We start from the raw sequence: 23,988 nt of genomic DNA, 5'->3' as shown, positions 1-23,988 counted from the left end.
CTCATACAAACCTCCAATAGGGAATGGCACGCCCCGTGCCTGGGGCGTGCCTACTCCTGTTTTCTATTTTTCGTCCCCTACTTGAGGACGCTCGTAGTTCACCCGGTGGGGCTTATTTCTCAACCGGGCTGATTACCGGCGGCTGCCGGCTGCCTCAGCAGCCTTCGAGGCAGCCTCCGACGACGGCACCGCGGGGATGGCGGATCCGGAATTGTCTGCTTCCTCAGCGGCTCGGCTGGCCGGCGGAACTGCGGGGCCAGTAACGCCCTGATCTCCGGACTCAATGGTGCTCAGGTACTTCACGGCGTTAGCCCCTGCTACTCGTCCAAATGTCATTGAGCGAATTGAGGAGGTTGCCGGCGGATACTCGTGGTAGAAGAGGCCCGTAATCTCGCCCGCTGCGTAGAGTCCGGGGATCGGCACTCCGCCGCTGGAGATGACCCGTGCCTCTGTGTCCGTCTTGAGTCCGCCGTAGGTGAAGGTAATCCTGGCCTCGAGCGGGTAACCGTAGTACGGACCGGATTCGATCCGATTAGCCCAATTGGATTTCGGCGGCGTGATCCCCTGGGTGCCGAGGCCATCAAGGATTTCGGGCCGGAAGGGGCCGCCGGGAGTGGCATTGTTGAACTCCTGGACGGTTGCTTCCAGGACATCCGGATCAAGGCCCAGCTTGTTGGCCAACTCGGCCAGGGTGGCCCCTTCTTCGGGCTCCAAGTCCGTTGTCTCGTAGACCCAGCCCGGACGCATTCGCTCCATCACAGGTTTGTCGGTGATGAAGTATGCTTTCTGGTTCTGGTTCTTCCAGACTTCGTAGGCCAGCAGTTCGAAGTGCGCAAAGAGGTAGTCCTCGCCCTCGTCGAAAAAGCGCTTCCCATCCTCGTTGACGCAGATGCCGTAGTTGTGTCCCCAGATCACGGCGTCAGGTCGGCTGGTCCGGGAGTCCACGACCTCGGAGTGGAACATGTCGAACTGTCCCGCGGTGTCGGCTCCCACGTCCATCGCCATCCGGATGCCTGCGCCCTTGTTGCGATGGAGGCCCGGAACGATCGGCTTGATATCCACAGCATTGTTCCCCAAGTACTGGGTGAGCATCTCGGGGTTGCCTTCGAAACCGCCCGAGGCGATGACAACAGCCTTGGAGTTGAGTGTCCGCAGCAGCCCATCATTTCCGCGAACCACGACACCGTTTACGCGCCCTTCGTCTGAGATGCTCAGCTTGATTGCCTCAGTTTCATAGAGGATCTCGGCGTTCTCGAACTTCTTGAAGTGTGCCAGCAGGTTGTTCACGATCTGAAGACCGCCGCCGACCGGCCACTTGATGCTCTTGTCCGTTTCGTATTCAAGAGCGACATCGTTCTCCCAGTGCTGATACAGCTCGACGCCGTGGGCCTCCAGATACTTGATGGTGCCCGGGACTTCGCGTTCGAGCGCCAAGCAGTAGTCGAGATCAGCCAGGCCTTTCGATGTCTCCTGGACGCGATCCTTCCAAGATGCGTCCAGTCGCCCATCCTCGTACACGCGCAGCCAAGCCATGGTCCATCGGGAGCCGCCGGAGCGTTCATCCTCTGCGCCGACCTCCACAACAGCTACGCGGCCTGATCTGCCTTCCTCGGCAGCCCTCTCGCAGTAGCTCAATGCAGCCGAAGCGCCGGCGAAACCACTGCCAATTACGACCAGATCGTACTCAGACATTTTCTTGTATTCTCCATCCATCATCTTTGATGTCTGCCAGACATCCTGGCAGGTATAGGTAGCGAGTATGCGCCCTCGCGCCGGGCCTGCCGGCGGTGAGGGCCCTGCACACCGCGTTGGTACGGGCTTCAAGCAGACTCCGGGGTGATCCTGTTTTCGGAGGGGCTACTGCCACCTCCACGCAGGCCCCCTGGGACTGCGGAACCAGATGATCCCAGCTAGGGCTTTTTCCAGGCGAATGGATCGCTGGGCTTTTTGAAAAATGCATCAAGCTTTGAACCGGTCAGCCATCCACCCTTGGGTTCAAGCCAACCATCGGCATTCGGGTCGCAGCTGGCTCCCAGGGCCTCCTTCGCCTCGTCATAACTGATCGGAGAGACGCTTAGAACGATGGACTGGATTTTCGGTTCCTGCTGCTGCAGGATTCGGACAGCCGTCTCGATTCCAAGCTCCGTCTCTCCCTTGGGTGGCCAGATGTTATAGCCCGTATCGGCAAAATCCGGATGTTTCACCCAGTAACATGCTGCCCCCGTTTCCCCTCCGATGTTGATCGGAACGACGGGGCGGCCGGACTGTTGGAGAGCCTGCAAGGCTCCGGTCGCAGAGGCGGGTTGCGCAACAATACCGTCAAGCTGTCCGGGATGGGTTGCCAAGAACTTTTGCACCTCTGTTTTTGTCACCGGAGCCGACCACATGCCATTCACGGAACCCACGAGTTTAATGCCAGGGTACTCCTTCAAAGCGTCCTGAACCCCGGCCTCAAAATCAATGGCATTCGTCGCCCCTGGGACACCTTGAACATCAAGAACGTTGCCCTTGCCCCCTATTTTGTCAAAGACCGACTTGGCGAAGACTGTTCCGGCCTGACGATAATTGGTCACTGCGCTGACGGCGTAGGGCGAATCCACGTGCCCACTCCAGGCCACGAACGGAACGCCCTTTTCGTGGGCGTATTCGATGGACTGGTTAAGGGCCGTCTTGGCAGAGCAACACGCGATCAGGATATCTACGCCTTGGTCAACGAGCTGCCGAATTTGTTGGTTCTGTACAGTGTCGTCACCACCTGACTGGGCGACGACCACTTCTTTGATCAAGCCCGCCTTCTGGTACCGGGGAACGATGTCTTTCATCAGGTGATCCATGGCCGTTGTCTGCCATGAATTCCCGGCGTACGGGCTTGTATAACCGATAGTCCAAGGTGGAGGACCTTTAGGCTTCCACCCCTCCGCGTATGCCGTTTTGCCAATCAACGCATCGGCGTCCTTGTAGGCCTTCTGTGCATCAGAAGGCAGAGAAGACAACGCAGACTCAGATGACTCCGGCGCGCCGGAACCCGCAGCCGGACCGAAGTCGCTTCCGCCGCCACAGGCGGTGAGGGCCAAGACCGACGATAGGGCGAGCGCCCACCCGGAATGCGTGGTCAGTTTCCTCCGGCTCCTGTCCGGATGGGAAACGCAAACGTGGTCTTCTTTGACCATTTGAACTCCTTATGAGTTGGCCGATGACCACCTTCATGATCAGCCGGCGACTAGAGCCACCAGCTCGTTTGTATGAATGACGAATGTATGACAATCATAACGGGCTGTTTCTTGAGTATATGGGTGAGGCGAGTCACGCGCAATAGCCCATTTCATGCCCAGGCGCTCTTGAAGATGTAAATATCGTCTGACATTATGGCGATTCGACCATCGGCCTAAACCTGCAGCGGAGTGGATGGAGCGTCATGCGAGCAAACGAGTTGAAGGTTCACGTTTTAGAGACCGGGGTAATGGAAGCCGACATGGCGTGGCTCCTACTCAAACCCGGACGGACTATCGCGGACCGTAACAACAAGGAACGCCAGCGTGAATGGGGCGAGATCCCTACACACGCAGTGCTGATTGAGCATCCGGAGGGGAGGATACTGTGGGACACCGGGTTCCGCGCGACTGGGCCACCCGCTGGGCAGAGAGCGGGTTGAATAATTACTTTCCCGTAAAGACCGGCCCCGTGGGCGGGTCTGGGTTTCTCGACTCTTCGTTAGCCCAGTTGGACCTTGAGCCGACGGACATAGATCTTTTGGTCCTTTCCCACCTTCACCTCGACCACGCGGGTAACGCCCGGCTGTTCGACAACGGCAAGACGAGGATCGTGGCGAACCGCAAGGAGTTGGATGGTGTTCGTGGGATCATGGGCCAATCCTCAGGGGGCCACCTTAAGGCGGATTTCGAAGGACTGCCCATAGGGGCCATCGAGGGAGACACGGAAATTGTTCCAGGGGTCTCTGTTATCGACACCCCGGGCCACACATGGGGAACCATGTCTCTACAGGTCGACCTCCCGGAGGACGGAACAAAGATCTTCACGTCGGATGCGGTCTACTTGCGGGATTCCTTCGGGCCTCCGGCCGTAGGCGCCGCGATTGTGTGGAATAACCTCCTCTGGTTGGAGTCCGTCGAAAAGCTCAGGACGATTGCTGAGCGGACGAACGCCGAGATCTTTTTTGGACACGAAACTGAGCAGGTTAGCCAGCTACGCTGGGCGCCGGAGGGCCGCTACCAGTGATCCTCTACGACTTCCGCTGCACTGAAGGTCATGACTTCGAAGCCGGCCTGCCCTCCATGTTTGCTGAAGACCCAGGATGCCCTGTCTGCCGCTGCTCCGCGAGACGGAAACCTGCACGCATCGGCCTGAGCGGGCGGGCGGATCCCGGCCCTTCCAGTGAAGATCGCCCCCATACTTGGCTACAGGTCAACGGTGGGGATCCCGAAACCGTTCGCGGCTGGCAACGCAGTATCGAAAAGAGGGAGCGCCTCGAAGAGCGCTATCCGGACCTGGCTGGTGACGGTCGGCCAGTATTGGCCCCACGAGGGGATATTCAAGCGCCGTCCGCTTAGAGCGGGAGACGACGTCGAAGCCGCCATTGCCAGGGCTTCGACCTTGGAAGACCCCGGAATTGAATGACCGAATGACATCTGGAATGGGGTACCGGCGGCCCTTGGCACATACACATCGTTGAACACCATCAGGGATGATTCGAACCATGTCTGAAAACAGGACGCCAGTCGACGTCGGCATTATCAGGCTTGGAAACACGGGTGGCCCGATGTCAGCCCGACTCCCAGCCAGGGGCTTTGTAGTGCATGGCTTCGATCTCTCCGCTGAGGCACGGCAGCAGCTCCAGGCGGCGGGCGGTAGGGCATGCGACAACCGGGCGGCCGCCGTCACCGATGCCGACGCCGTAATTCTGATGCTTCCCAGCTCAGACGTTGTGGAGCAGGTTGTGCTCGACAACGACGTCCTGGCCGCCATGAGGCCAGGGACGGTGATGATTGATATGAGCTCGTCGATCCCCGGGAAGACAGTACAGCTGGCCGCCAAGCTGCAGGCATCCGGACTGCCGCTCCTAGACGCGCCAGTTTCAGGAGGCGTGCGTGGCGCCCGGAACGGGCAACCTCACCATCATGGCCGGAGGCGAGCGTGAACACATCGACCAGGTGCTTCCCGTGCTTGAAGTCCTTGGACACGACCCTCATCGGTCCGGTCGGAGTCGGCGACGCACTCAAGGCCCTCAATAACCTCATGTCTGCAACGCATTTGCTGATCACAAACGAGGCCGTCTTGCAGGAGAAAAGAGCCCGGCCGGGCCTCACGGGCTTGGGCATGGGAGGGTCGCGGGCATGCCGCAGCACCGCCCGGGCATGGTCCCGGTGCCAGCCGGTCAGCTCAACGATCTCGTCCAGGAATATTCCCTTCGGACCCTGTCGCCGGCCCGATAGGACCTCGCCAGCTGCCACGTCGCGGCTTTGCGCTCAGCCATCGTCCATCCCATCCGCCCTGCGTAGCCCCATCCACCCACTCCGGCAACCGCGGACCCAGCCGGAGGATTATTAATGAGGCAACGTATGCCCTCCGCCCCCTTCGCGGAGGTTATTTACGAGTCAACGCGGGATCTGGCGGTGGTAGGCAGACAAGCGTACCGTCTGTAACACCAAAGAGCACGTGGCCAGGCAGTGCTCGAGTTGCGGGCTGCCAACCCCGTCGAAGGGACCGGACATGGCGGGATGGAACGCCGAAACGGCGGCAGGACCGCTGGGAACCGGGGCGGTCACGCTGGTGGAAGGATCCTCTTTCTGTATCTCCTTGCCAAACGGAGATATCGAGCCAAGCTACCCGCATGGGGTTTTTGTTCAGGACACCCGCATCCTGTCGAGCTGGACTTTGACTGTCAACGGACAACGCCTGGAGCCACTGGCTGCAGAGACGAAAGAACCGTACCGGGCGCTTTTTGTTAGTCGGGTTCCCCGCACTGACGGCTACGCGGACAGCCCCCTGCTGGTTGAGCGGCTGCGGGAAGTAGGCGCCGGCATCCTGGAGCGGATCACGGTCCGAAATTATTCGCTGAGTCCGGTCGAATGCGTGATCCGTCTCAGCGTCGAGGCGGATTTCGCCGATGTGTTCGAAGTGAAGGAGGCCAGGATCGAGAGGCAGTGGAAAGAAGTTCACCGCCCGGAGAGTGGTTCACTCACGATCCGGGCGGTCTGGGAGGGCGTCCGGAAAGGTGTCGTCGTTGCAGCAGCCGGCGCCGACATCGGGGCCGGGACACTGACTTACCGGGCCGTCGTAGAGCCGGCGGGTGATTGGGAGACCACCCTCACTGTCGTGCCGGCTGCCGAAGGCAGCAGCAATTTCAAACCGTTCATACATCCCGACGATCGTGGACTGTCCCGGCGCGATGTGCGCTGGCGGGAATGGGTGACCAGGATCCCGGTGCTGCATATGGGCAACCACGCCATTGAGCGGACCCTGCAACGCAGCTACGACGATCTGGGAGCCCTAAGGATCGAGGATCCGGAGCATCCCGAGCGCGTCGTTGTGGCCGCCGGCGCACCGTGGTTCATGACCCTGTTTGGGCGGGACTCGTTGTGGACGTCTCTGATGGCGCTTCCGGTGGACCCGTCCTTGGCTTTGGGCACACTGCAGACGCTGGCCGACCGCCAAGGCCGGGTCGTGGACAGGATGAGCGAGGAGGAACCGGGCAAGATCCTGCATGAGGTGAGGCTCGACGTCTCCAGCGGTCTGGCTCTGGGTGGAAAGTCCGCCTACTACGGCAGTGTTGACGCGACGCCTTTGTTTGTGATGATGCTGGGTGCGGTCAGCCGCTGGGGGTTTGCCCCGGCCACCACCGATGCCCTCATCCCCCACGCAGATCGCGCCCTGGCGTGGATCCGGGATTACGGAGACAAAGACGGTGACGGCTTCGTCGAATATGCGCGTCTCAACGACCAGGGCCTTATAAACCAAGGGTGGAAGGACTCGTGGGACGGCATCAATTTCGCCGACGGCACCCTGGCGGAGGGGCCGATCGCCCTGTGTGAGGTGCAGGCCTACGTTTATGGCGCCTACATGTCGCGTGCATGGATGGCATACGACGCTGGCGACGAGACCTTGGGTGCCGAGCTGGTGGACCGGGCCGAGAGGCTGAAGAAACGCTTCAATGAACAATTTTGGTTGCCGGAGCGCGGCTACTACGCCGTTGCCCTTGATGGCAAGAAACGTCCGGTCGATGCTTGCGCATCCAACATGGGCCACTGCCTCTGGTTTGGCATTGTCGACGAGGACAAGGCGCCACTGGTGGTGGAAAGGCTGATGTCTCCGGAGATGTTCAGCGGCTGGGGAATCCGGACCCTGGCCAGCGACATGGCTGCGTACAATCCAGCGAGCTACCATAATGGCTCGGTCTGGCCCCACGACAATGCCATCATTGCCATGGGGCTGATGCGGTACGGTTTCGTGGAGCAGGCGCAACGGATTGCAACGGCCTTGCTGGAGGCGGCCGAATATACGAGTGGCCGGCTTCCGGAACTTTTCTGCGGCTTTGCCAGGGATCATCTTGCAGAGCCCGTGCCCTATCCCACAGCCTGTTCACCGCAGGCATGGGCAGCAACCACGCCCATTACGCTGGTGACAAGCCTGATGCGCTACGATGTTCACGCCTCCCGGGGCGGTGTGTGGTTGGATCCGATGCTTCCGGAATCCTTTGGCCGCCTGCACATCACCAATGCTCCGACGGGCCGCGGACCCATCACCATCGACGTCTTCGGATCGACCGCGAGGGTCCGCGGACTCCCCAAGGACTTGACCTTGCATCGCGGGCATCGGCCGTGGATGACAGAGCTCGTGCAGCAGGTCAGGCAGCACCCGAAGTCAAGGCAGGAAGGATAGAGGCGCAGCAGGCCGACAGCTCTCCGGATTCCGCAGCGGACCGGGCATTTCCAGCCCAGCCGTCCGTCCTTGTGGTATGAGCAGATCGAGCTAGGTGGCTGTGACAAACCCCAGCAGCGTGACGTTGCATCATGCCCTACATGCAGGACACTTGGCCCAGTTCAGCTGGACAGTGTCCATTAAAGACCGGCACGCAGGGCAAGGCGGTCCTCCCGCGGGCCGTCCTCCGTCGCGTCAGGGCGCCATCCGCGAATACGGCGGATACGGGATTCCTCTGCCCACTACAAGGGAGAACATTCTCCCCCCAACGGCCTCAATGATTCAGGCATATGACCTGGGCGGCTGCCGCCTAACCGGGCCCATAGTTCGGTTGCCTCGCCTAAAGCCAAGGATGGTCACGAGCTGCCCTCTGCGCTGTCGTCGCGGATAACTGTGTAGAAGGAGGGCTAGGCTCGATGGGGGCCTGTTCCTTCCTGGAATTCTGGTTGGGTGGTGGCCGCCCGGAACGAGTCGACGGACTCCCAGCCGGCCATGTTGACGAAGCGGAATTCCGCGTCCGGTGGCAGGCTTCGGTGCAGCCGGGTGGACAGGTAGCCGGGCTATTTGCTGAGGAACGCGCGGCTGCGCTCCCATCCTTCGATGAATGCTTGGTCTTGCCCCGATGGGACTTCGAAGGCGTTGATGAGGATTACAGGTTCGGGTCTCGTGCTCGACTGTCTCTTTCTGGATGCGGGCGCCGCATTTGGCTTCCTGAAGGGTGTCAGGCTTCGACACATGCACGCACCCGCGTTCGGCCCCCAAGTGCCGGAGCACCCGGGGGCCTGTTCCGCAAGACGTTTTTCGGCATAGTGAGCTGCGCGGGCTCATGGCCAGGCTTGCTTTAACGGGCCCTCCGTTCCGATTGAAGGCGTGGTCCGATGAACCATTCGTTTTCCCGGCTAAGTGCTTGACGCTTTTGTCGCGAGTGCCGGGGCACTTTCCGGTTTCAGCTCACCGTCGTCCGTGGCGCGGATGTCCTCAGCGATTTGGGGGAAGCGGTTCATGTAGCGGCCGCCTTCTACAACGCCCCATTGGTAAAAGAGAAGTCCTCCGACGCCGACAATGATCGAATCCAAAGGGGCAGCAATAACATGGGCGCCGAAACTCCCCAGATAGGTCATGAGATAAAGGAAGGCGAAGAAGGCCAGCAGCCAGAGCCCGCCGCGGATCTCCGCAGGATCGTGCTTCTGGACGAAGTAGTTGACGGCGTACCAGACGAGGCCGATCGCCACGAGCGGAAGCGTCGGCGCGACCTGCTCCCACGGTACCCACGAGACAACAAGCCCACCTGCGGCGAACGTAAGGGGTGCCATGATGCCGACGCCGCGAATACGAGTACTTCGAGTCGTCACACCCACGCGGCGGAACACTCCGGCCGAGATCGAGGCAATGCCAAACGTGAAGGCCACCATGAGCCCGATGATCCCAATGAGCGCGTGCCAACTGGGCATCGGAAGCAGAAACGCGAGCCCGATTAAGTAGTTCACAATCAGGGCACGACGGGGCACACCCCACTTGGGGTCAACCTTTTGCAGCCATGCGGGGAGGAACCGGTTCTTGGCCAGAGCGAAGACGCTTCGCGCATTCGAGGCGACACTGACAATCGCTGCGCCCGAAGGCGACACCGCAGCATCCGCCACGAGGATCCAATAGAGCCACTGGATGCCAGCGATCATCGCCAGGTCACCGAAAGGCGAATCCAACTTCACAGTCGCCCAGCCTTGGACCACGCTGGCGTGCGGTGCAGCGAGCAAGAAGGCGAGTTGAAGGCCGATGTAGAGCACGATCGTGAAGAGGATCGTGGTGATCATCGCGGCGGGCACGGTGCGGCGGGGGTTCTTGGCCTCGCCGGAGAGGGTCACGATGACTTGTGCGCCGTTGTATGCGAAAAGGATCCCGGCCGTCGCGATGATTCCGAGACTCGCAGGGACTCCGAACGGGGCAAAGCCGCCGCCGTCAGTCAGGTTGGATACTCCTCCGGCCTGGCCGCCACCGGACAGACCACTGATCAGAAGCGCTCCTACCGTTAGGACAGGCGTAAGGACCTTGATTGCCGTGACTATGTTGTTGCTGTGCGCCAGGAGCTTGACCCCGAAGCAGTTAAGAACGGTGAAGACCGCGAGCAGAACGGCAGCGCTGCCGATGCCTGCCGGTGTGAGGTTTCCGCCGTGGTAGAGGCCTGGCAGGTAGGAACTCGCATATTGCATGACGCCCGCGGCCTCCAGGGCGGGTACACCGATGACCCCTGCCGTGCTGCACCAGCCGATGACGGCGGCCGCGAGGCGTCCGTTGGAGTAGAGCGGGTAACGCGTGAGCCCACCGGATTCGGGGCACGTCATGCCGAGTTCCGCGTTGACCAGGGCGAGGGCGAGCATGATGGCTCCGCCGATCACCCATGCGACGAGCGACGCCGGGCCGGCGGTCTGAGCGGCGTACATAGCCGAGAACAGCCATCCGGACCCGATGACGCTGCCGATTCCGATTGCGACGAGGGACCAGTAACCAAGCCGACGTTGGAGGTTACGGTCATCACCCGTGCGATGGGGCACGAAGGAAGTTTCTGCCGCCATATTGTTTTCTCACTATCTTGTAGGTGGGTAATTTCAGGATGCCGTTTTCTTAGGGTTCCCGCACTGCTGCGACGATCGGATCGCGACTGGCTTTTAGAATCGTCGATTCCGCAGGACTAGGGGCACCAAGCGAGTGGGCCCAACCGAAGTACCGGACGCTGTTGGGCGGGGCCGCGGGCTGGGCGCAGTCGGTGGCGACGCTGATCCTCAAACCTGCCGCACGAGGAGGTCCGCTGCCGTCCTGCTCTGGAGAATAAGGTCAGCCTCGGCCTTGAGCGCACGGAACACGGGAAGGCGGGCCTCGTCGCGCAGGAAAGGCACCTCGGGGTGCCACTGGATCCCCAGCGCCCACGTGTCGTCGCCATACGTCTCGATCGCCTCGACGAGGCCGTCCGCGGCGACGGCAGAGGCGCGCAGGCCGGTGCCCAAGTCGTGCACAGCCTGGTGATGTCCGGACGTCACGTCAATCTGAGGGGTTGATCCGTAGGCTGCGGCGCAACGGGTGCCCTCGACGAGGCTTACGTGGTGGATTGACAGCTCGAGGCCATTGACGGGCGGAACCGAGTGGGTCACGTTTCCGCCTTCCAGGTGAACATGGAGAGTCCCGCCGCGCACTACGTTGAGCAGCTGCATACCGCGACAGATCCCCAGGAACGGCAGGCGGTTCCGCAGGGCGAAACGGATGACGCCCGCATCGAGGAGGTCCTGTTGACGGTCCACCCCGAACAGCGTGGCGTGGTCTTCCGGTCCGCCGTAGAGCGAAGGGTCCACGTCTCCGCCACCCGGGACCACGAACCCGTGGCAGCTCGCGAGTGCCTGTTCGAGCTGCTCATCGGAGCCGGCTTCGATAAGCACTGGCTCGGCACCAGATTCGCGAATGAGGCCGACGACGGCGTTGAAGATCGTGCGTGCAGCCTCGACCCGGGGATCAACCGCTGCTGCCCCGGAATCCCCCAGCCGGACGGGGATTGCGATACGGGGAGCGGGCTGTTCAGCGACGGTCATTTGTGTGGTCCTCACGGTTTGATGTGGATCGTCCGGCGTTCATGGATTGAACCTTGGGCGATGCTTTGGTTTTTGGTATGTACCTAATACCTTTCAGGGAATATGACACAGCACACATGCGCCCGCTGTCAAGGGCGAGCACCCCTTGGGCTTCAAAAGACGGTTGCAAGGGCCCAATGCTGGCAGCAAAGCCCAGGGTGGATTAACTGAGATAGGAAGCTGCAAGGGCGGCCGCAGGAATGCCGGAACGGATCAGAGCCACCGCCCGGGGGCCACAGCCTGCAGCTCCTGACTGCGCGCTGGGACGGCCGCTCGACTGGGGCCCTTCGGAGCGCACCAATTGCCGTGGCAACTGCCCTCGGACGGGTCTGCGCACCGGTGTCATAAACCTCGCAGCCACATTAGTGACCGTGTGGGTATGGATGCATTGGCTAGCCCCCCTGGCCGGGAAGCACCTGGTAGGCATAATGCAATCCAGTCGCGGAAGGGCAGGCGCATCTGCACGTCATGCCAGACACTGAATCGCGCGGCCCTGATTATGCCGCAGTGAGCTACTCCCCCAGAATCTGGCGGAGCTCTTGACGGGTGTGCTCGATGTGGTCGCGCATCGCCGCGCAGGCCCGGGGGGCATCACCGTCCCTGATGGCCTCGAAGATGGCCTGATGCTGCCGATGATCCTCTTCGACAGGGTCAGGGTGATCCACGAGGTCAGCCGGCGTAAAGAACTCGCTACGGGCTTGCCAGATGGCTTTCGAAAGCCGTCTGCTCCGGGCCGCCCTGCCGACGGCGTCGTGAAATTTGGTGTCCGCAAGTCGGAATTCAGCCCGATTCAGGGCATCGGACTGCTGGCGAATCGCTGCCTCCATTTCGTCCAGGTCTTCCTGCGTGCGGCGCTTGGCAGCAAGATCAGCTGCGTGGGACTCGAGCGCAACGCGCATAGCGGTGAGGTCATCAAGTTCGTCCTCCTGCTCAAGCACATCGCGTCGCCATTCTGCGAGCGGCTGACTCAGAGCCGTGACGAAAGTCCCCCCAGTTTTACCCCGGCGGGATGCGATGTAACCGGTCTCTTGAAGGTGTTTCAGAGCTTCGCGAAGGCTCACGCGAGCCACCCCAAGCGATTCGGCCAGTTCTCGCTCAGGCGGAAGTCTATCGCCCGGCCCCAGCTCCCCACGTCTGATGAGCCCCTTGATGTGATCCGCGATGCCTTGCGGGACGGAAACCGCCGCGACCTCATTCGTCATAGGTCTCATCTTAAGGCCAATAGGGGCACGTCGTGATCCTCCACTCCGAAAATCTTCAAGTCGCCAGACCCGTCGGGCTTCAGGCTCGCGAGCATGTTTTCGGAACCAGTTTGAGGCGATCCCTGCACCTGGGATTTCTCTCACTCAACGATAGTCGGAGGGAGTCTCCGCCCCGTCGACTCCGAACACTCGATGAGGGCGGCCCTGCCGACAACGTCATGTCACACGATGGCACGTCGTGCCAAGTCTTACCAGTAAATGTTTACAACAGGAGCTGGTTGATCACGTGGAAGGACTGACCGGATTCCCGATCTGAGGGACTTGTGCGTTAGAGGAGGCAGGGCCAGGTTGAGCCGGGCTTTGCCTGGTTTTCCCCCTGGACAGATAGCCTCCGCTGCCAAGCCCTCGGGACCGCCGGGCGCCGTGTCTGAGGTTCACCGCGTGGCTGGGCCTGTCGGCGCTGCGCCGTAGAGGTCCCCGATGATGGCCTTGGCGATGGTCGACGCCGGGTCCCGTCCGTCCGGTGACGGGGCAAGGTTGGTCCACACCACCAAGGTCACATCGTTCTGCGGATCTCTGCCCATGAAGGTGTTGTAGCCGGGGAGTTCGCCGGTGTGTCCGTAGAGCGGGCCGAACTGGGCCAGTGCCATGCCATACCGCGCAGCGTCTGGGTTGTCCGGGTCGATCGGCGCAAGGCTGGCCATGCGCTTCTTTTGAAGGTCCGGGTTGAGCAGTTTGCCATCGGTGAGGCCCTCGGCCAAGGTCATGAGGTCGCCCGCCGTGGAGACGCCCTGACCGGCGGCCCACGTCCAGGAAGGGTTGGCGTTTGTGTAGTCATTCGGTTTCAGTGAGCCGTCCTGTGCCTTGGCGATCAAGTCCGCCGGAAGCCTGGGCGTGGACAGGGTGAGGAGATTGTCCATGTACATGTAGCCGCGGGAGAAAGGCTTGGGAAGGCCCGAAGAGTCCGACGCCGGAAACGATGTTTGTTTCAGGCCAAGTGGTCCCAGGATCCGATCGCGCATGATCTGCCCGAAGCCCTTCCCATCCAGTTTCTCGGCTATGAGCCCCAGCAGAACCGTGTTGGTGTTCGAATAGTGAAAGCCTTCGCCCGGGCCGAAATAAGCGGGCAGCGGCAGGGCGATGGCCACGAGCTGCTCAGGCGTCCAGACCCGTTGCGACGTGGTATCGAGGGCCTTGCTGAGCTCGTACGACTCCGAGTAGTTGTAGATTCCGCTGCGCATGGTCAGGAGTTGCTCGATGGTGATGTTGTCGCCGTTCGGTACGTCAGAGCGGTACTTCGAAACGGGATCCTCAAGCTTGAGTTTGCCTTCCTGCACGAGCTGGAGGATGACGGTCCCAGTCCACGTCTTTGTGACGGAGCCGATGCGGATGTGGTCATCGAGTGAGACAGATGTTGACCCGCCTGCGCTCGTCACGCCGTAGGTGAGGCTGATGTCGCCTTGCGCGGTGCGGAGCATCATGGCCGCTCCCGGCACGAGCAGCTCCTTGGCCAGAGTCCGGAAAGTCTCCTGGATCCTGGCTTTGTCCAGTCCGCCCAGAGTCGCCGATCCTGTCTTTCCTCCCTCCGTCGTGCCGGTAGATGAAGCGGCCACCGATGGCGGTGCAATGGACGACGCGGGGGCCTGCGTGGGCGTGGTCGTGCACCCGGAGATCGCCAACGCAGTTGCGGTTGCGATGCCGAGCCCGATGAGGAGGCGGGAGGGGCCATGCCAATTGTGATGGTGCCTGCGACTGGTCACGGTTGACTCCCCGGCGACGCTGATAATTGCGCTCAACCTACTCCAGCGGCGTGCCGAGATCTACCCCTTTCCCGGATCTAATGCCATGCGGCAACAGACGATCACGACTTAACCCTCGGCACCCAAAACCACGCCTTGGGTAGAGCCCACGACCGTCTTCACACGTCCTTTGCGCAAGCTCTGATTCCTCCCTATTTGGCTGTTCGATCCGGAGGATCCCGCCCAGGGGTCACCATTCCACTTTGCAGATCACCGAACTTGGCGTGCGGCTTGGATTCGGTAGTGCCTGGCTGCGCCACCGCCATCTGCAGTTCGAAATCTCCTCCCCCATCGCGCTGATGGCCGCCAGCCAGCGCAGCTCGCGGATCGAGCTGGCAACGGCTGCGGACCCCGCTGGGCTGGGAAAACCACCGCCGATCTGCTGGCCGGGGACGAATCAATCCGAGGCCCAGAGGGCTGGACCCAATTTGCCTGGCCATAAGCGGTGGCACATCTGCCGTGAAGGGCGATGTGAGCACAGTGGACCAATGCTGGCTGACCAACCCGCTGGTAGCGGTCAGGGTTACGGAATCCCGATTATCGGCGTTACCTCAAGCTCCGATTAGAAGGGGCAGATCTGTAGTGCCTGATGCCCTCTGGCCGATCTGGCCAGAGGGGCGAGGCTCGCCTTCGACCATAACAATTCAGTCAGAAACGTCCCGCTTAACTAGTTGCCGCATGCCCTAAGTTCAGAACCTGTTGCCGGAACCGGTCTTCATTCCCACCAGGGCAGAGCTTTAACTGGACGAGTCGGGGCGCCGCCGGGGCCGGTGACGGTTGATCTCGTAGCCTGCAGTGATGCCACCGCGCAGGACTGGAGCTCCAGCGAGCTCATCCACCAGGTGTGGTTGGACCTACAGGGACGCCAATGTTGTGAGAGTTGAGGCGAGAGCGTCTGCCAGCTCCTTCCCCTTGGTCACGAAATGCTGGGAAAACTGGTTGCGGTGCTCTTCGTGCTCGTGAAAATGGTGAGGAGTTAGGACACCGGAGAATACTGGTACGTCCGTTTCCAACTGGACTCTCATGAGAGCGTCCACGACGCTTTGTGCGACAAACTCGTGGCGATAAATACCTCCGTCAACCACTAGGGCAGAGGTGGCGATACCGTCGTACTGACCGGACGCTGCGAGCCGTCGGACGAGTAGAGGAATTTCGAAGGCCCCTGGCACTTGGTGGACATCCACGTTGACGATGCCGAGTTCCTTGAGTCGCGTCTGGAAGCTGTTGACCGCACGATCAACGATGTCGGCATGCCATCGGGCACCAACGATCGCTACCCGGAAGGAGGAAGTGGCAGGAGGTGACAAGGTATGTTCCTTTCTTTGGGAGGTCGTTGGAGGATTCTTTCAAGCCGACGCAAGACTCACCAGATGACGAATCCGCCATCGACCAGCAGATCAACTCCTGTCACAAATGCTGCTGCGTCGCTGAGGAGGAATGCCACGGGTCCGGCGATGTCTTCAGGTTCGGCATTTCTGCCCAGAGGGGTGTCTTGTGCGTAGCCGGCCATGGCGCTGGCCTGTTCGGGGCGCTTGGTCATGGGCGTGTTGGTGTAGCCCGGGCTGACGCTATTGACCCTGATGCCGCGGGATGCCCATTCCCAGGCCAGGCTCTTGCCCAAGTGAACCACCCCTGCCTTAGCGGTGTTGTAGTGGGCCTGGAGCAGTCCTCTATTGGCGATGGTGGCGGACATCGAGGCGATGTTAACGATGGATCCGCCGCCGTTGCGGAGCATGGCGTTGCCTTCTGCCTGGCAAGACAGGAACACCCCGGTCAGGTCGACGTCCAGAACCTTCTGCCACTGTGCAAGCGGCATATCTTCTGCGGGGGCTGCGTTAGCGATGCCTGCGGCGTTGACTGCCAGGGAGATTGCTCCCAGTTCCTGTTCAATGCTGGCTACGGCATTGATCATGTCCTGGGGCTGGGTGACGTCGGCCGCGAAGTACGCGGCTCGGCCTCCAGAATTCTTGATCTCGGCGGTGACGCCTTCCAGGTCGCTGCCGGGCAGGTCGACGCAGCCTACTGCGGCTCCCAGTTCAGCGATGGCCACGGCAATGGCCCGGCCGATGCCGCTGCTTGCTCCTGTGACGACGGCGGTCTTGTTTTCCAGCGTGAACTTTGGGGCACTCACTGTGTTCTCCTCGTTGAAGGGGGCGGATGTGTCCCGGCGGGACGGTGTTTGCGAGGGACCTTGTCGGTCCGGTAGGGACTGGTCACTGGCAGCAGGGCGAAGACGTGTCGGTTCCGGTCAGTTTTGGTGGCGGCGAACGATTGATTGGAGGTCTTGGAAGTTGCCCTGCACGTTGGCGTAGATGTTTTTGTACAGCTGGAAGTACTCCATGTACATGTCGTGGTTCTGCTGGTCGGGCTCAAGGTACTCCCTATAGGTGCACCACTCCTTGGCGACACTGAAGTCATCGAACACTCCCACGCCCACGCCGGCCAGGATGGCGTCCCCGAGGGGCGCCCCGGTGCGGCCCTTGAGCATTGCCGTCGGGATGCCGAAAACGTCCGTGATGATCCGGCGCCAGACTTCGCTTTTCGCCCCACCCTCGTTGAAGATGAGAGGGTGGTTGATCTTCAGTCCGGTCCGCTGCAGAACCGAGAACGAGTCAAAGAGCGCGTATGCGACGCCTTCCATGAAAGCCCGGAAAACGTGGCCTCGGTGATGATGCAGTGAGAGACCGAACATGACGGCGCGGGCTGACGTATCCCAAATAGGAGAACGCTCACCCATCAGGTAGGGCAGCACCAGCAACCCTTCGCTGCCAGGCGGGACGTCGCGGGCCTGGAGGGTGATCAGGTCATAGGAGCTGACCTTCAGGAGTCGCTCCACATCGGCCTCGCCCTCGCCGAAGGTATCGCGGAGGTACCGCAGGGCCTGCCCGCCGGTGGTCGTGACCGCCACGGCTGAGAACGTGTCCCGGGGCGAGGTGGTGTACGGGATGTTCACCATCCGGAGACCGTCCGGGGAGCTGAGGTAGTCCATGTTCTGGTGCACGACGCCGAGGACGCCGCTGGTCCCGAGGTTCAGCTGCATGTCCCCGGGTTCGACCGCTCCGCCGGCGATCCAGCCTGCGTTGCAGTCGACCTGTCCTCCAACGACGCGAGTGCCGGCGTGGAGGCCGGTGGCGCCGGCAGCCTCGGTCGTGATGCTTCCCACCACGTCGGTGCTGTCGCAGAGGCGGGGCAGGATGTTCGGGTCAATGTGGAGCTTTTCGAGGATGTCGTCGTGGAAGACGCCTTTTCGGATGTCGAAGGCGACCCCGTAGAAAACGGCCGAGCTTGTGTTGAGGGTGAACTCGCCGGTGAGCCGGGACACGATGAAGCCGTCGATGGTGAGGGCTTTGTAGACCTTGTCATAGATCTGCGGTTTGTTGCGCTGATACCAGAAAAGGTTGACCAGGTTGGGATGGTCCTCGATGCGGTTGGCCGTCACGTCCTCGATGACGGACTCCCCCACGATGTTCCTGATGACGGTGACTTCGTCCAGGGCGCGACGGTCCATGAGATTCATGGCAGGGGCCACCGGACGGCCCTGGTCATCGACCAGCACCATGGACGGCAAGGCGCTGGAGACGGCTATTCCCGCGATTTCCTGCGGCAGGCACTGGGTGTCCCGCAGCACCTGCTGGATCATTTCGCACGTCACCCGCCAGTAGGTCTCCGGGTCGTGCTCCGACCATCCCGGACGGGGGTGGAAGATGGGGTATTCACGGAACGCGTACGCGAGGACTTCGCCCTGATCGTCAATGATGCAGGCTTTGGCGCCGCCTGTGCCGAAATCTATCCCAAGTAGCCGAGTGGCCATCTAATTTTCTCCTAGTTGCGGTACAGCGTGGGCGTAGATTGAACCCGTCGCTGTAGTGTAATCGGGCCTGCCGTGGCGCTATTTAACTACTGACACGCCGCGGCGGTCGAAGGTCAGGAGAACTGCGAGGATGACCACGAGTCCCTGAACGATCTGCTGGGCTGCCGGGGGCAGGCCGATGATCAGCATTCCGTTGGTCAGCTCCACCAGGATCAGGGTGCCGATGAGGCCGCGTGCCGCGCCGCCCTGGCCGCCGGAGAGCGGAGTGCCGCCCATGACGATGGCTGCGATGGAGGGCAGGAGGAAAGAGTTGCCGATATCCGGGGTGGCGGCGGTGGTCGAGAAGAGCACCAGCACTCCGGCAAGGGCGCAGCACAGGCCGCTGGCGCCGAAGGCCAGAGCCTTCACCCAGCGGACATTAACGCCGCATACCTTTGCGGCGCGTTCGTTCCCGCCGATTGCGTAGATGAAGCGGCCGGTCGCGGTGCGCCTCAAAAAGACGATCAGCAGCAGCCAGAGGATGACGGCGTACACCAGGGGAAGGGGGAAGATCCCGAAAAGGCTGCGCTGGAAGGCCGCGTTCAAGGGACCGCTGATCAGCTGGACGGGAAAGCCGCCGGACAGAAGGAGGGCGATGCCGCCAAAAGCGAATGACGTTCCCAGCGTTACAAGGAATGACGGGAGCTTGATGTAGGAGACGATGACGCCGTTGAACAGGCCGATGAGCAGGCCGAGCGGCAGCACGAGGAAAACTGCTGCCTGTCCCATGGACTGGGCAAGCAGCGCGGCCGAGACCGCGCACAACGATACGATCGCGCCGACGGACAGGTCGATGGAACCGAGCAGGATCGGGGCCGTTCCTGCGGCAACCACCAGGAGCAGCACGGAACTCTGGCGCATCATGCTGTCGAGGTTTCCCGGTGACAGGTACTGCGGGTTCATTGAGACAAAGACAATGGGCAGGATGACCAGGGCCGCGACCAGCAGAAGGGTCTGGAGTCGGTCGCGGTTCATAAATCCCGTCTTGCTTATCGGGCGTACTTGCCCAAGTCCTGGCCCTTTTGGCAGGCTGCCGGTGCTGGTGGGCGGCTTTGAGGCTGCCAGTGGTTCGGAACTCATGGTGATTCTCCCTTGAAACTATGAGGTTGCTTCTGCAAGTTCGGTCAGCGTGGGTTCCGCTCCGGACCGGCAATTGAATTCTGCGCTGACTTTCCCGTTGCGGAAAGCGATGAGCCGGTCGCAGATCGGCATTAGCTCTTCCGGTTCGTCGCTGGCGACGAGAACTGAAACTCCCCGGTCGGACGCTTCCAGAATCAGGCGAAAGATCTCGGATTTGGCGTGGACGTCGATGCCGCGCGTCGGTTTGTCCAGGACGATGACTTGCGCCGCCTCTGACATGGCACGGGCCACAAGGAGCTTCTGCTGGTTACCGCCGGAGAGAGACCCTGAGGCCTGTTCCAGGCTGGCGATTTTCACCCCGTATTTGGAGACGAGGTCCTGGGCGAACGCCTTCTCGGCCTTTGGTTTACGGGCAAGGTCCTGCCGGCGCTCGGCAGCCATTGCACCCAGGGCCAGATTGTCCTGAACGGAGTGAAGGAGTGAAAGTCCCTCCCCTCCCCGGTCAGCGGGAACAAACCTCACTCCGGCGTCAAGGGCGCCCTTGACGGTCGGCGGGACCTTTGCTCCGTTGACCCGGACTTCTCCGGACGATGCTTTCAGCAGCCCCGAGATGCACCTGGCGATCTGCGTTTTTTCCTCGGATTCTCCAATGAGTGCAACGACCTCCCCTGGTTGCAGCACCAGGTTCACCGGTTCTTCCAGGCTGGGCAGGACGAGGTCCTGCAGCTCCAGGACCGGGTTGCCCTGCTCCGTGCGGACATCCCGGCGGGCATGCCGTGTGACCTCTGCTTCGCCGACCATGAGCTGGCCGAGTTCCTCGGCAGATGTCGTGCGCGGATCGGGTTCGCCGACCACCCGTCCGTCACGCAGCACGACCACCCTGTCGCTCCATTCGAGAAGCTCGCTGCCGCGGTGGGTGGTCAGGATGATGCCCATCTGACTGCGGAGCTTGTTGATGTGGCCCTCGAGGAAGTCGACCTGCGTCTGAGTGAGACCGCTTGTCGGTTCATCCAGCAGCAAGACCGGCTTCTCAATCTTCGCCAGCCGGGCCATGTAGAGCGCCTTGGCGATTTCGACGAGCTGCCGCTCAGCCATCGTGAGCTGCTCCACGCGCTTCTTCGCGTCGAGGTCGCCGAGGCCGACGTCCTCCAGAAAATCAGCCGCCGTCGCCGTCGTGCGCTTGGGGGTGAGCAGGCCAAACTTCCGGATGTGCTTCTCTGTTCCCAGCGTCAGGTTTTCGGCGACGGTGAGATTGTCGATGACCGAGAGCTCCTGATAAATGCGGAAGACGCCGGCTCCGGTTGCCCCCGAATAGGATGTTGGCCGGTATGTCCTGCCCGAGAGTGTCATCGATCCTGAATCCGCAGTGAAAACTCCGGAAAGGATGTTCAGCAGCGTGGATTTGCCGGCCCCGTTGTGTCCTGCCAGCCCGACGACTTCGCCGAGACGAAGGTCAAAGGACACTGCGTCCAAAGCTTTGACCCCCTTGAAAGCCTTGGTGAGGTCCCTGATCTCCAGCAGCGAGCTGTCCGCACCCATGGTTAGAACTTCGTTCCGAAGACGGTGGCTCCCGTTGTCGTGAGCTTGATGGCTGTTGCATACGGGTTGGTCTGGGCATGCCGGGCATACAGGTCGGTAAACTTTTTAACTCCGCCTGCATCCAGCGACGACTGGAGGGCCTCCGGGAACTTGAACCCGGCCGGCTTCGGGGTGTTGAGGTCTTCGGTGAAGAACTTGACCGGATCAACCGGTGCGAGTGCGACCTGCGTGTCCCAGGTATCAGGGTTCAGGTGGCGCGACATCTTTTTCCAGTCAAAGCCGGTGGTGGGTGAGGTTGCGATCTTCTTGTACTCCTGGGCTGATTCTTTTGTATCGATGATCAGGGAGTCTTGGAAGATCATGCGCTCGATCGGATCCAGCTTGACGCCATTGGCCAGGTCGTAGTTGCGGACAATCATGTAACCCCCCAGCCAGGTACCAAAAATCGACTGCACAGCGACGACGTTCGGACCCTGGATCAGCTTGTCGAGAATCGCGATCTGCTCGTCCGTCCCGCCCACCTTGATGTGGTCGTTGCCCTTTTCTTCAAGAACCGACACCGCACCCAAAGCCTCCGAGGAGTTGTGGCAGATGATGGCATCGATGTTGTTGAAGCGGGAAAGCATGGTCTGGACGACCGGGCGGGTGTCCTGACCCGTTTCCTTGCCGTCCTGTTTCGCCAGCACGTTGATCCCCGGGAAGTTCGCCACGGCCATGTCGAAGCCCTTCTCGCGGGCGTTGGAGGTCCGGTTCGTCGGAGCGCCCTGAATGTAGACGACGTTTCCCTTGCCGCCAATGGCTTTGAAAACTGCCTCACTCATGGCCTTCTGCCCCAGGACCTCCCGCGGCGTGAACAGCGTCGAATAATGGTCCTGGTATCCCGGTTCGGACGGCACCATCCACGGGGTCGCTGCGAAGGAGGTCGCCAGCTGGATGTCCTGGCCGGCTAGGATCTCGCCCATTTGGCGTACGGCATCATTATTGATCGGAAATGTCACCACCTGACTTGCGCCCGCAGCTTTGGCTGAGCGCAGCTGATCAATCTGCGCCGACGCCGAGCCCTCGTAGCTTTGCATCCGGTAGGTCAGCCCAAGAGCTTGAGCGGCTTCCGTGCCACCGGCTTTCCACATGGTGAAGTATTCGTTGGTCAGGGTGGGAACGGATGCGAGGGCTACCTTACCGGCCCCTCCCGCGCCCGTGGTGCCGGCACCCGATCCTGCACCCAGAGGTTCACTGCATCCGGCCAGGGCGCCCCCCGCGCCCAGAGCCAGCGCGCCGACACCGAGGCCCTGCAGGAACTGGCGGCGGCGGAAGTCGCCGCGCTCGTTCAAGCGGGCAACGAGTCCGGACTTTGCACGGTCTTCAAGATGCTGTGGATTCGTCATTGGATACTCACGTTTCATAAGAAGTTTGTCGGAAAGCTAGTTGCCGTGAAACGCCGCCCCACCTCGGGCTGAGGTTTCATCTCGGCTAAGACTAAAATCACATTCGTGAGTGGAATCACTTATGTGAGTTCTAGGCTAGTGTCATGAGTCACATATGTCAATGAGCCTTTGCCCTGTCCCCGCGGCGGGCAGTGATTAATGGGACTTCGCGGGCTTCCCCGCAATAGGGATGCGTGCTGATGGCGCACTGGACGGCGATCTCACGCCGGTCGGAGACGTGTGCGCGCCGCGTTGAAATGGACGGTGGCGGGCTGGTGCGGCAGATACGCGTACGCGTCAAAGCCGTCCAGGGAGAGTGACGGCGGAAGCAGGGATGGATCCGGCGGCTTACAGCGTCTCGGACCGGCCGACTTGGAGTGTCTTGGAGGGGCTTGCACCCACGGGACCGGCTGCGGTAGATGCCCGGCTTCCCAGCGACCCTGGGCGGCCGGCAGCTTACCGGCGGAGGCGCTGCCAGGTGTGGCTGGTGAGCGGGGGATGCGGGGCCTGTTTAGGCTGCTTCCAGGGCCTGCCCGAGGGAGCTGTCAACGATGAGAACGTTCACAAGGCCTCCCTTGATGGCGGCGCTGACTGCTTCGGCTTTAAAGGGTCCGCTGGCAACAGCCACTACCGTATCGATGTCTCTAAGATCGTCAAGGTCCAGCGAAATGATCCGTCGGTTGATGGCAAGGTCGAGCTGTTTGCCTTCCCTGTCGTAAAAGCGCCCGGAGATCTGTCCAACCGCACCGCGTTCGACCGCTTCGCGGATCTCCTCGTCAGATGCGCCGGCCCGCTGGAGGAAGAGATTGGAACTGTCCATGCCGTATTGGCCGATGCCCAGAACGGCCACGTCTGAGGTTCGTCCCAGGGCGAGGGCGTTGGCGACCTGCTCCGTCTTCATGAGGGCCGCCGCCGTGGCTTCGTCCTGGGTTGTTGCCGGGGCGTTGAAGTAGCGGTACCGTCCACCCAGTTTTTCTGCCAGATTCCTCACGAGGTCGTGGCCGGAGAATCGGGAGTCGATGCTGAGTTCGCCTGCGAGCTGCACGACTTCGACATCAACACGCCGGTTGAAATGGGCGCTGTCGACCATGGCCTCGACGGTGCTGCCCCAGCACAGGCCCAGAGTCTGGCCATCGTTGAGGTTTTTATCAAGCCAGCCAACTCCGGCCTGGCCGACTGCCAGCAGCCCATGGCTGGACGCGCCGACTCCGGTTTCGCGTCCTGGCACGACGATCACTTCCGAGATGCCGTCATTGGAGAACCTGGTCAGGAGACGTTGCTCCATGGCGGGGTCCCGGTCCAGCGGGTAGGCGATCTCGAACTTGACGATGTATTGTTCCCTGGCGGCGGTGAGCATGCGGGAAACATTCGAGCGCGTCACACCCAACTGCTTGGCTACCTCCATTTGGGACAGGCCCTGGACGTAGTACAGGAACGCGGCGTGCGCCAGCCTCTCAGCGCTTAGCCTTACCATGCTGCTCCCTACCGGCACGGTGTGCCTCAGATGAAACTGTTTTCAATTGTATCGGCCGCGGTCCTCAATCA

17 protein-coding genes and 1 pseudogene are annotated in these 23,988 nt (G+C 61.4%); 4 read left to right on the top strand and 14 right to left on the bottom strand.

The features are described 5' to 3' along the window. Positions 1 to 132: 132 nt before the first annotated feature. Together QF036_RS10795 and QF036_RS10790 are read right to left on the bottom strand one after the other, a co-directional pair. Positions 133 to 1,692 (bottom strand): FAD-binding protein, encoded by a 1,560-nt coding sequence (locus QF036_RS10795; RefSeq protein ID WP_307101653.1) that lies wholly within the window; start codon positions 1,690 to 1,692, stop codon positions 133 to 135. 218 nt (positions 1,693 to 1,910) lie between these two features. Continuing rightward, positions 1,911 to 3,170 (bottom strand): ABC transporter substrate-binding protein, encoded by a 1,260-nt coding sequence (locus QF036_RS10790; protein ID WP_307101651.1) that lies wholly within the window; start codon positions 3,168 to 3,170, stop codon positions 1,911 to 1,913. A gap of 478 nt (positions 3,171 to 3,648) precedes the next feature. Here QF036_RS10790 and QF036_RS10785 point away from each other — a divergent pair, with 478 nt between their 5' ends. The 3 genes from QF036_RS10785 (at position 3,649) to QF036_RS10775 (ending at position 7,896) form a co-directional block, all read left to right on the top strand. After that, positions 3,649 to 4,236, top strand: a complete 588-nt coding sequence (locus QF036_RS10785; protein ID WP_307101648.1) for an N-acyl homoserine lactonase family protein — start codon at positions 3,649 to 3,651, stop codon at positions 4,234 to 4,236. Between the two features lie 466 nt (positions 4,237 to 4,702). Further along, on the top strand, positions 4,703 to 5,155 hold the full coding sequence (locus QF036_RS10780; RefSeq protein WP_307101646.1) for an NAD(P)-binding domain-containing protein: 453 nt from the start codon (positions 4,703 to 4,705) through the stop codon (positions 5,153 to 5,155). 572 nt (positions 5,156 to 5,727) lie between these two features. Next, positions 5,728 to 7,896, top strand: coding sequence for an amylo-alpha-1,6-glucosidase (locus QF036_RS10775; protein WP_307101644.1), 2,169 nt, complete (start codon positions 5,728 to 5,730; stop codon positions 7,894 to 7,896). Positions 7,897 to 8,342: 446 nt separating this feature from the next. Here the strand turns inward: QF036_RS10775 and QF036_RS25280 are convergent, their stop codons facing one another. The 5 genes from QF036_RS25280 to QF036_RS10755 all read right to left on the bottom strand — a co-directional run bounded on the left by QF036_RS25280 (position 8,343) and on the right by QF036_RS10755 (position 14,511). Then, a complete protein-coding gene (locus QF036_RS25280) occupies positions 8,343 to 8,486 on the bottom strand; it encodes a hypothetical protein (RefSeq protein ID WP_373460288.1) in 144 nt (47 codons plus the stop codon). A gap of 348 nt (positions 8,487 to 8,834) precedes the next feature. Next, entirely contained in the window at positions 8,835 to 10,484 is a 1,650-nt protein-coding gene (locus QF036_RS10770) for an APC family permease (protein WP_307101642.1), read from the bottom strand. A 228-nt stretch (positions 10,485 to 10,712) separates the two neighbouring features. Beyond that, the gene (locus QF036_RS10765) at positions 10,713 to 11,510 is read right to left on the bottom strand and encodes a gamma-glutamyl-gamma-aminobutyrate hydrolase family protein (protein WP_307101640.1); all 798 of its coding nucleotides are present in this window, start codon (positions 11,508 to 11,510) and stop codon (positions 10,713 to 10,715) included. Positions 11,511 to 12,061: 551 nt separating this feature from the next. Next, the gene (locus tag QF036_RS10760) at positions 12,062 to 12,751 is read right to left on the bottom strand and encodes a FadR/GntR family transcriptional regulator (protein ID WP_307101638.1); all 690 of its coding nucleotides are present in this window, start codon (positions 12,749 to 12,751) and stop codon (positions 12,062 to 12,064) included. Between the two features lie 434 nt (positions 12,752 to 13,185). After that, positions 13,186 to 14,511: a serine hydrolase domain-containing protein gene (locus QF036_RS10755; RefSeq protein ID WP_307101636.1), complete on the bottom strand. Its 1,326-nt coding sequence runs from the start codon at positions 14,509 to 14,511 to the stop codon at positions 13,186 to 13,188. Between the two features lie 193 nt (positions 14,512 to 14,704). On the opposite strand from QF036_RS10755, the pseudogene QF036_RS10750 reads away from it, so the two are divergent. Next, positions 14,705 to 14,955, top strand: a pseudogene (locus QF036_RS10750) (LLM class flavin-dependent oxidoreductase); the annotation flags it as partial. 449 nt (positions 14,956 to 15,404) lie between these two features. Here QF036_RS10750 and QF036_RS10745 read toward each other — a convergent pair. From QF036_RS10745 to QF036_RS10715, 7 genes are all read right to left on the bottom strand, one after another. Further along, positions 15,405 to 15,857: a 6,7-dimethyl-8-ribityllumazine synthase gene (locus QF036_RS10745; RefSeq protein WP_307101635.1), complete on the bottom strand. Its 453-nt coding sequence runs from the start codon at positions 15,855 to 15,857 to the stop codon at positions 15,405 to 15,407. 56 nt (positions 15,858 to 15,913) lie between these two features. Next, positions 15,914 to 16,681 (bottom strand): SDR family oxidoreductase, encoded by a 768-nt coding sequence (locus tag QF036_RS10740; RefSeq protein WP_307101632.1) that lies wholly within the window; start codon positions 16,679 to 16,681, stop codon positions 15,914 to 15,916. 117 nt (positions 16,682 to 16,798) lie between these two features. Further along, positions 16,799 to 18,361, bottom strand: coding sequence for an FGGY-family carbohydrate kinase (locus QF036_RS10735; protein WP_307101631.1), 1,563 nt, complete (start codon positions 18,359 to 18,361; stop codon positions 16,799 to 16,801). Positions 18,362 to 18,439: 78 nt separating this feature from the next. Continuing rightward, positions 18,440 to 19,375: an ABC transporter permease gene (locus QF036_RS10730; RefSeq protein WP_307101629.1), complete on the bottom strand. Its 936-nt coding sequence runs from the start codon at positions 19,373 to 19,375 to the stop codon at positions 18,440 to 18,442. Positions 19,376 to 19,498: 123 nt separating this feature from the next. Then, on the bottom strand, positions 19,499 to 21,019 hold the full coding sequence (locus QF036_RS10725; RefSeq protein WP_307101627.1) for a sugar ABC transporter ATP-binding protein: 1,521 nt from the start codon (positions 21,017 to 21,019) through the stop codon (positions 19,499 to 19,501). 2 nt (positions 21,020 to 21,021) lie between these two features. Further along, positions 21,022 to 22,404, bottom strand: a complete 1,383-nt coding sequence (locus tag QF036_RS10720; protein ID WP_307101625.1) for a sugar ABC transporter substrate-binding protein — start codon at positions 22,402 to 22,404, stop codon at positions 21,022 to 21,024. A 550-nt stretch (positions 22,405 to 22,954) separates the two neighbouring features. Beyond that, positions 22,955 to 23,917 (bottom strand): sugar-binding transcriptional regulator, encoded by a 963-nt coding sequence (locus tag QF036_RS10715; RefSeq protein ID WP_307101623.1) that lies wholly within the window; start codon positions 23,915 to 23,917, stop codon positions 22,955 to 22,957. Positions 23,918 to 23,988: the final 71 nt, after the last annotated feature.

The sequence above is a fragment of the Arthrobacter globiformis genome (genome assembly GCF_030817195.1).
GTDB classification, from domain to species: Bacteria; Actinomycetota; Actinomycetes; order Actinomycetales; family Micrococcaceae; genus Arthrobacter; species Arthrobacter globiformis_D.
This window is presented reverse-complemented; position numbering and strand designations above follow the sequence as displayed.

Excerpts from the sequence above, each read along its gene's own strand:
- QF036_RS10795 (WP_307101653.1), bottom strand. The coding sequence starts at position 1,692 with ATGTCTGAGTACGATCTGGTCGTAATTGGCAGTGGTTTCGCCGGCGCT.
- QF036_RS10790 (WP_307101651.1), bottom strand. The coding sequence starts at position 3,170 with ATGGTCAAAGAAGACCACGTTTGCGTTTCCCATCCGGACAGGAGCCGG.
- QF036_RS10780 (WP_307101646.1), top strand. The coding sequence starts at position 4,703 with ATGATTCGAACCATGTCTGAAAACAGGACGCCAGTCGACGTCGGCATT.
- QF036_RS10775 (WP_307101644.1), top strand. The coding sequence starts at position 5,728 with ATGGCGGGATGGAACGCCGAAACGGCGGCAGGACCGCTGGGAACCGGG.
- QF036_RS10765 (WP_307101640.1), bottom strand. The coding sequence starts at position 11,510 with ATGACCGTCGCTGAACAGCCCGCTCCCCGTATCGCAATCCCCGTCCGG.
- QF036_RS10760 (WP_307101638.1), bottom strand. The coding sequence starts at position 12,751 with ATGACGAATGAGGTCGCGGCGGTTTCCGTCCCGCAAGGCATCGCGGAT.
- QF036_RS10735 (WP_307101631.1), bottom strand. The coding sequence starts at position 18,361 with ATGGCCACTCGGCTACTTGGGATAGATTTCGGCACAGGCGGCGCCAAA.
- QF036_RS10730 (WP_307101629.1), bottom strand. The coding sequence starts at position 19,375 with ATGAACCGCGACCGACTCCAGACCCTTCTGCTGGTCGCGGCCCTGGTC.
- QF036_RS10725 (WP_307101627.1), bottom strand. The coding sequence starts at position 21,019 with ATGGGTGCGGACAGCTCGCTGCTGGAGATCAGGGACCTCACCAAGGCT.
- QF036_RS10720 (WP_307101625.1), bottom strand. The coding sequence starts at position 22,404 with ATGACGAATCCACAGCATCTTGAAGACCGTGCAAAGTCCGGACTCGTT.
- QF036_RS10715 (WP_307101623.1), bottom strand. The coding sequence starts at position 23,917 with ATGGTAAGGCTAAGCGCTGAGAGGCTGGCGCACGCCGCGTTCCTGTAC.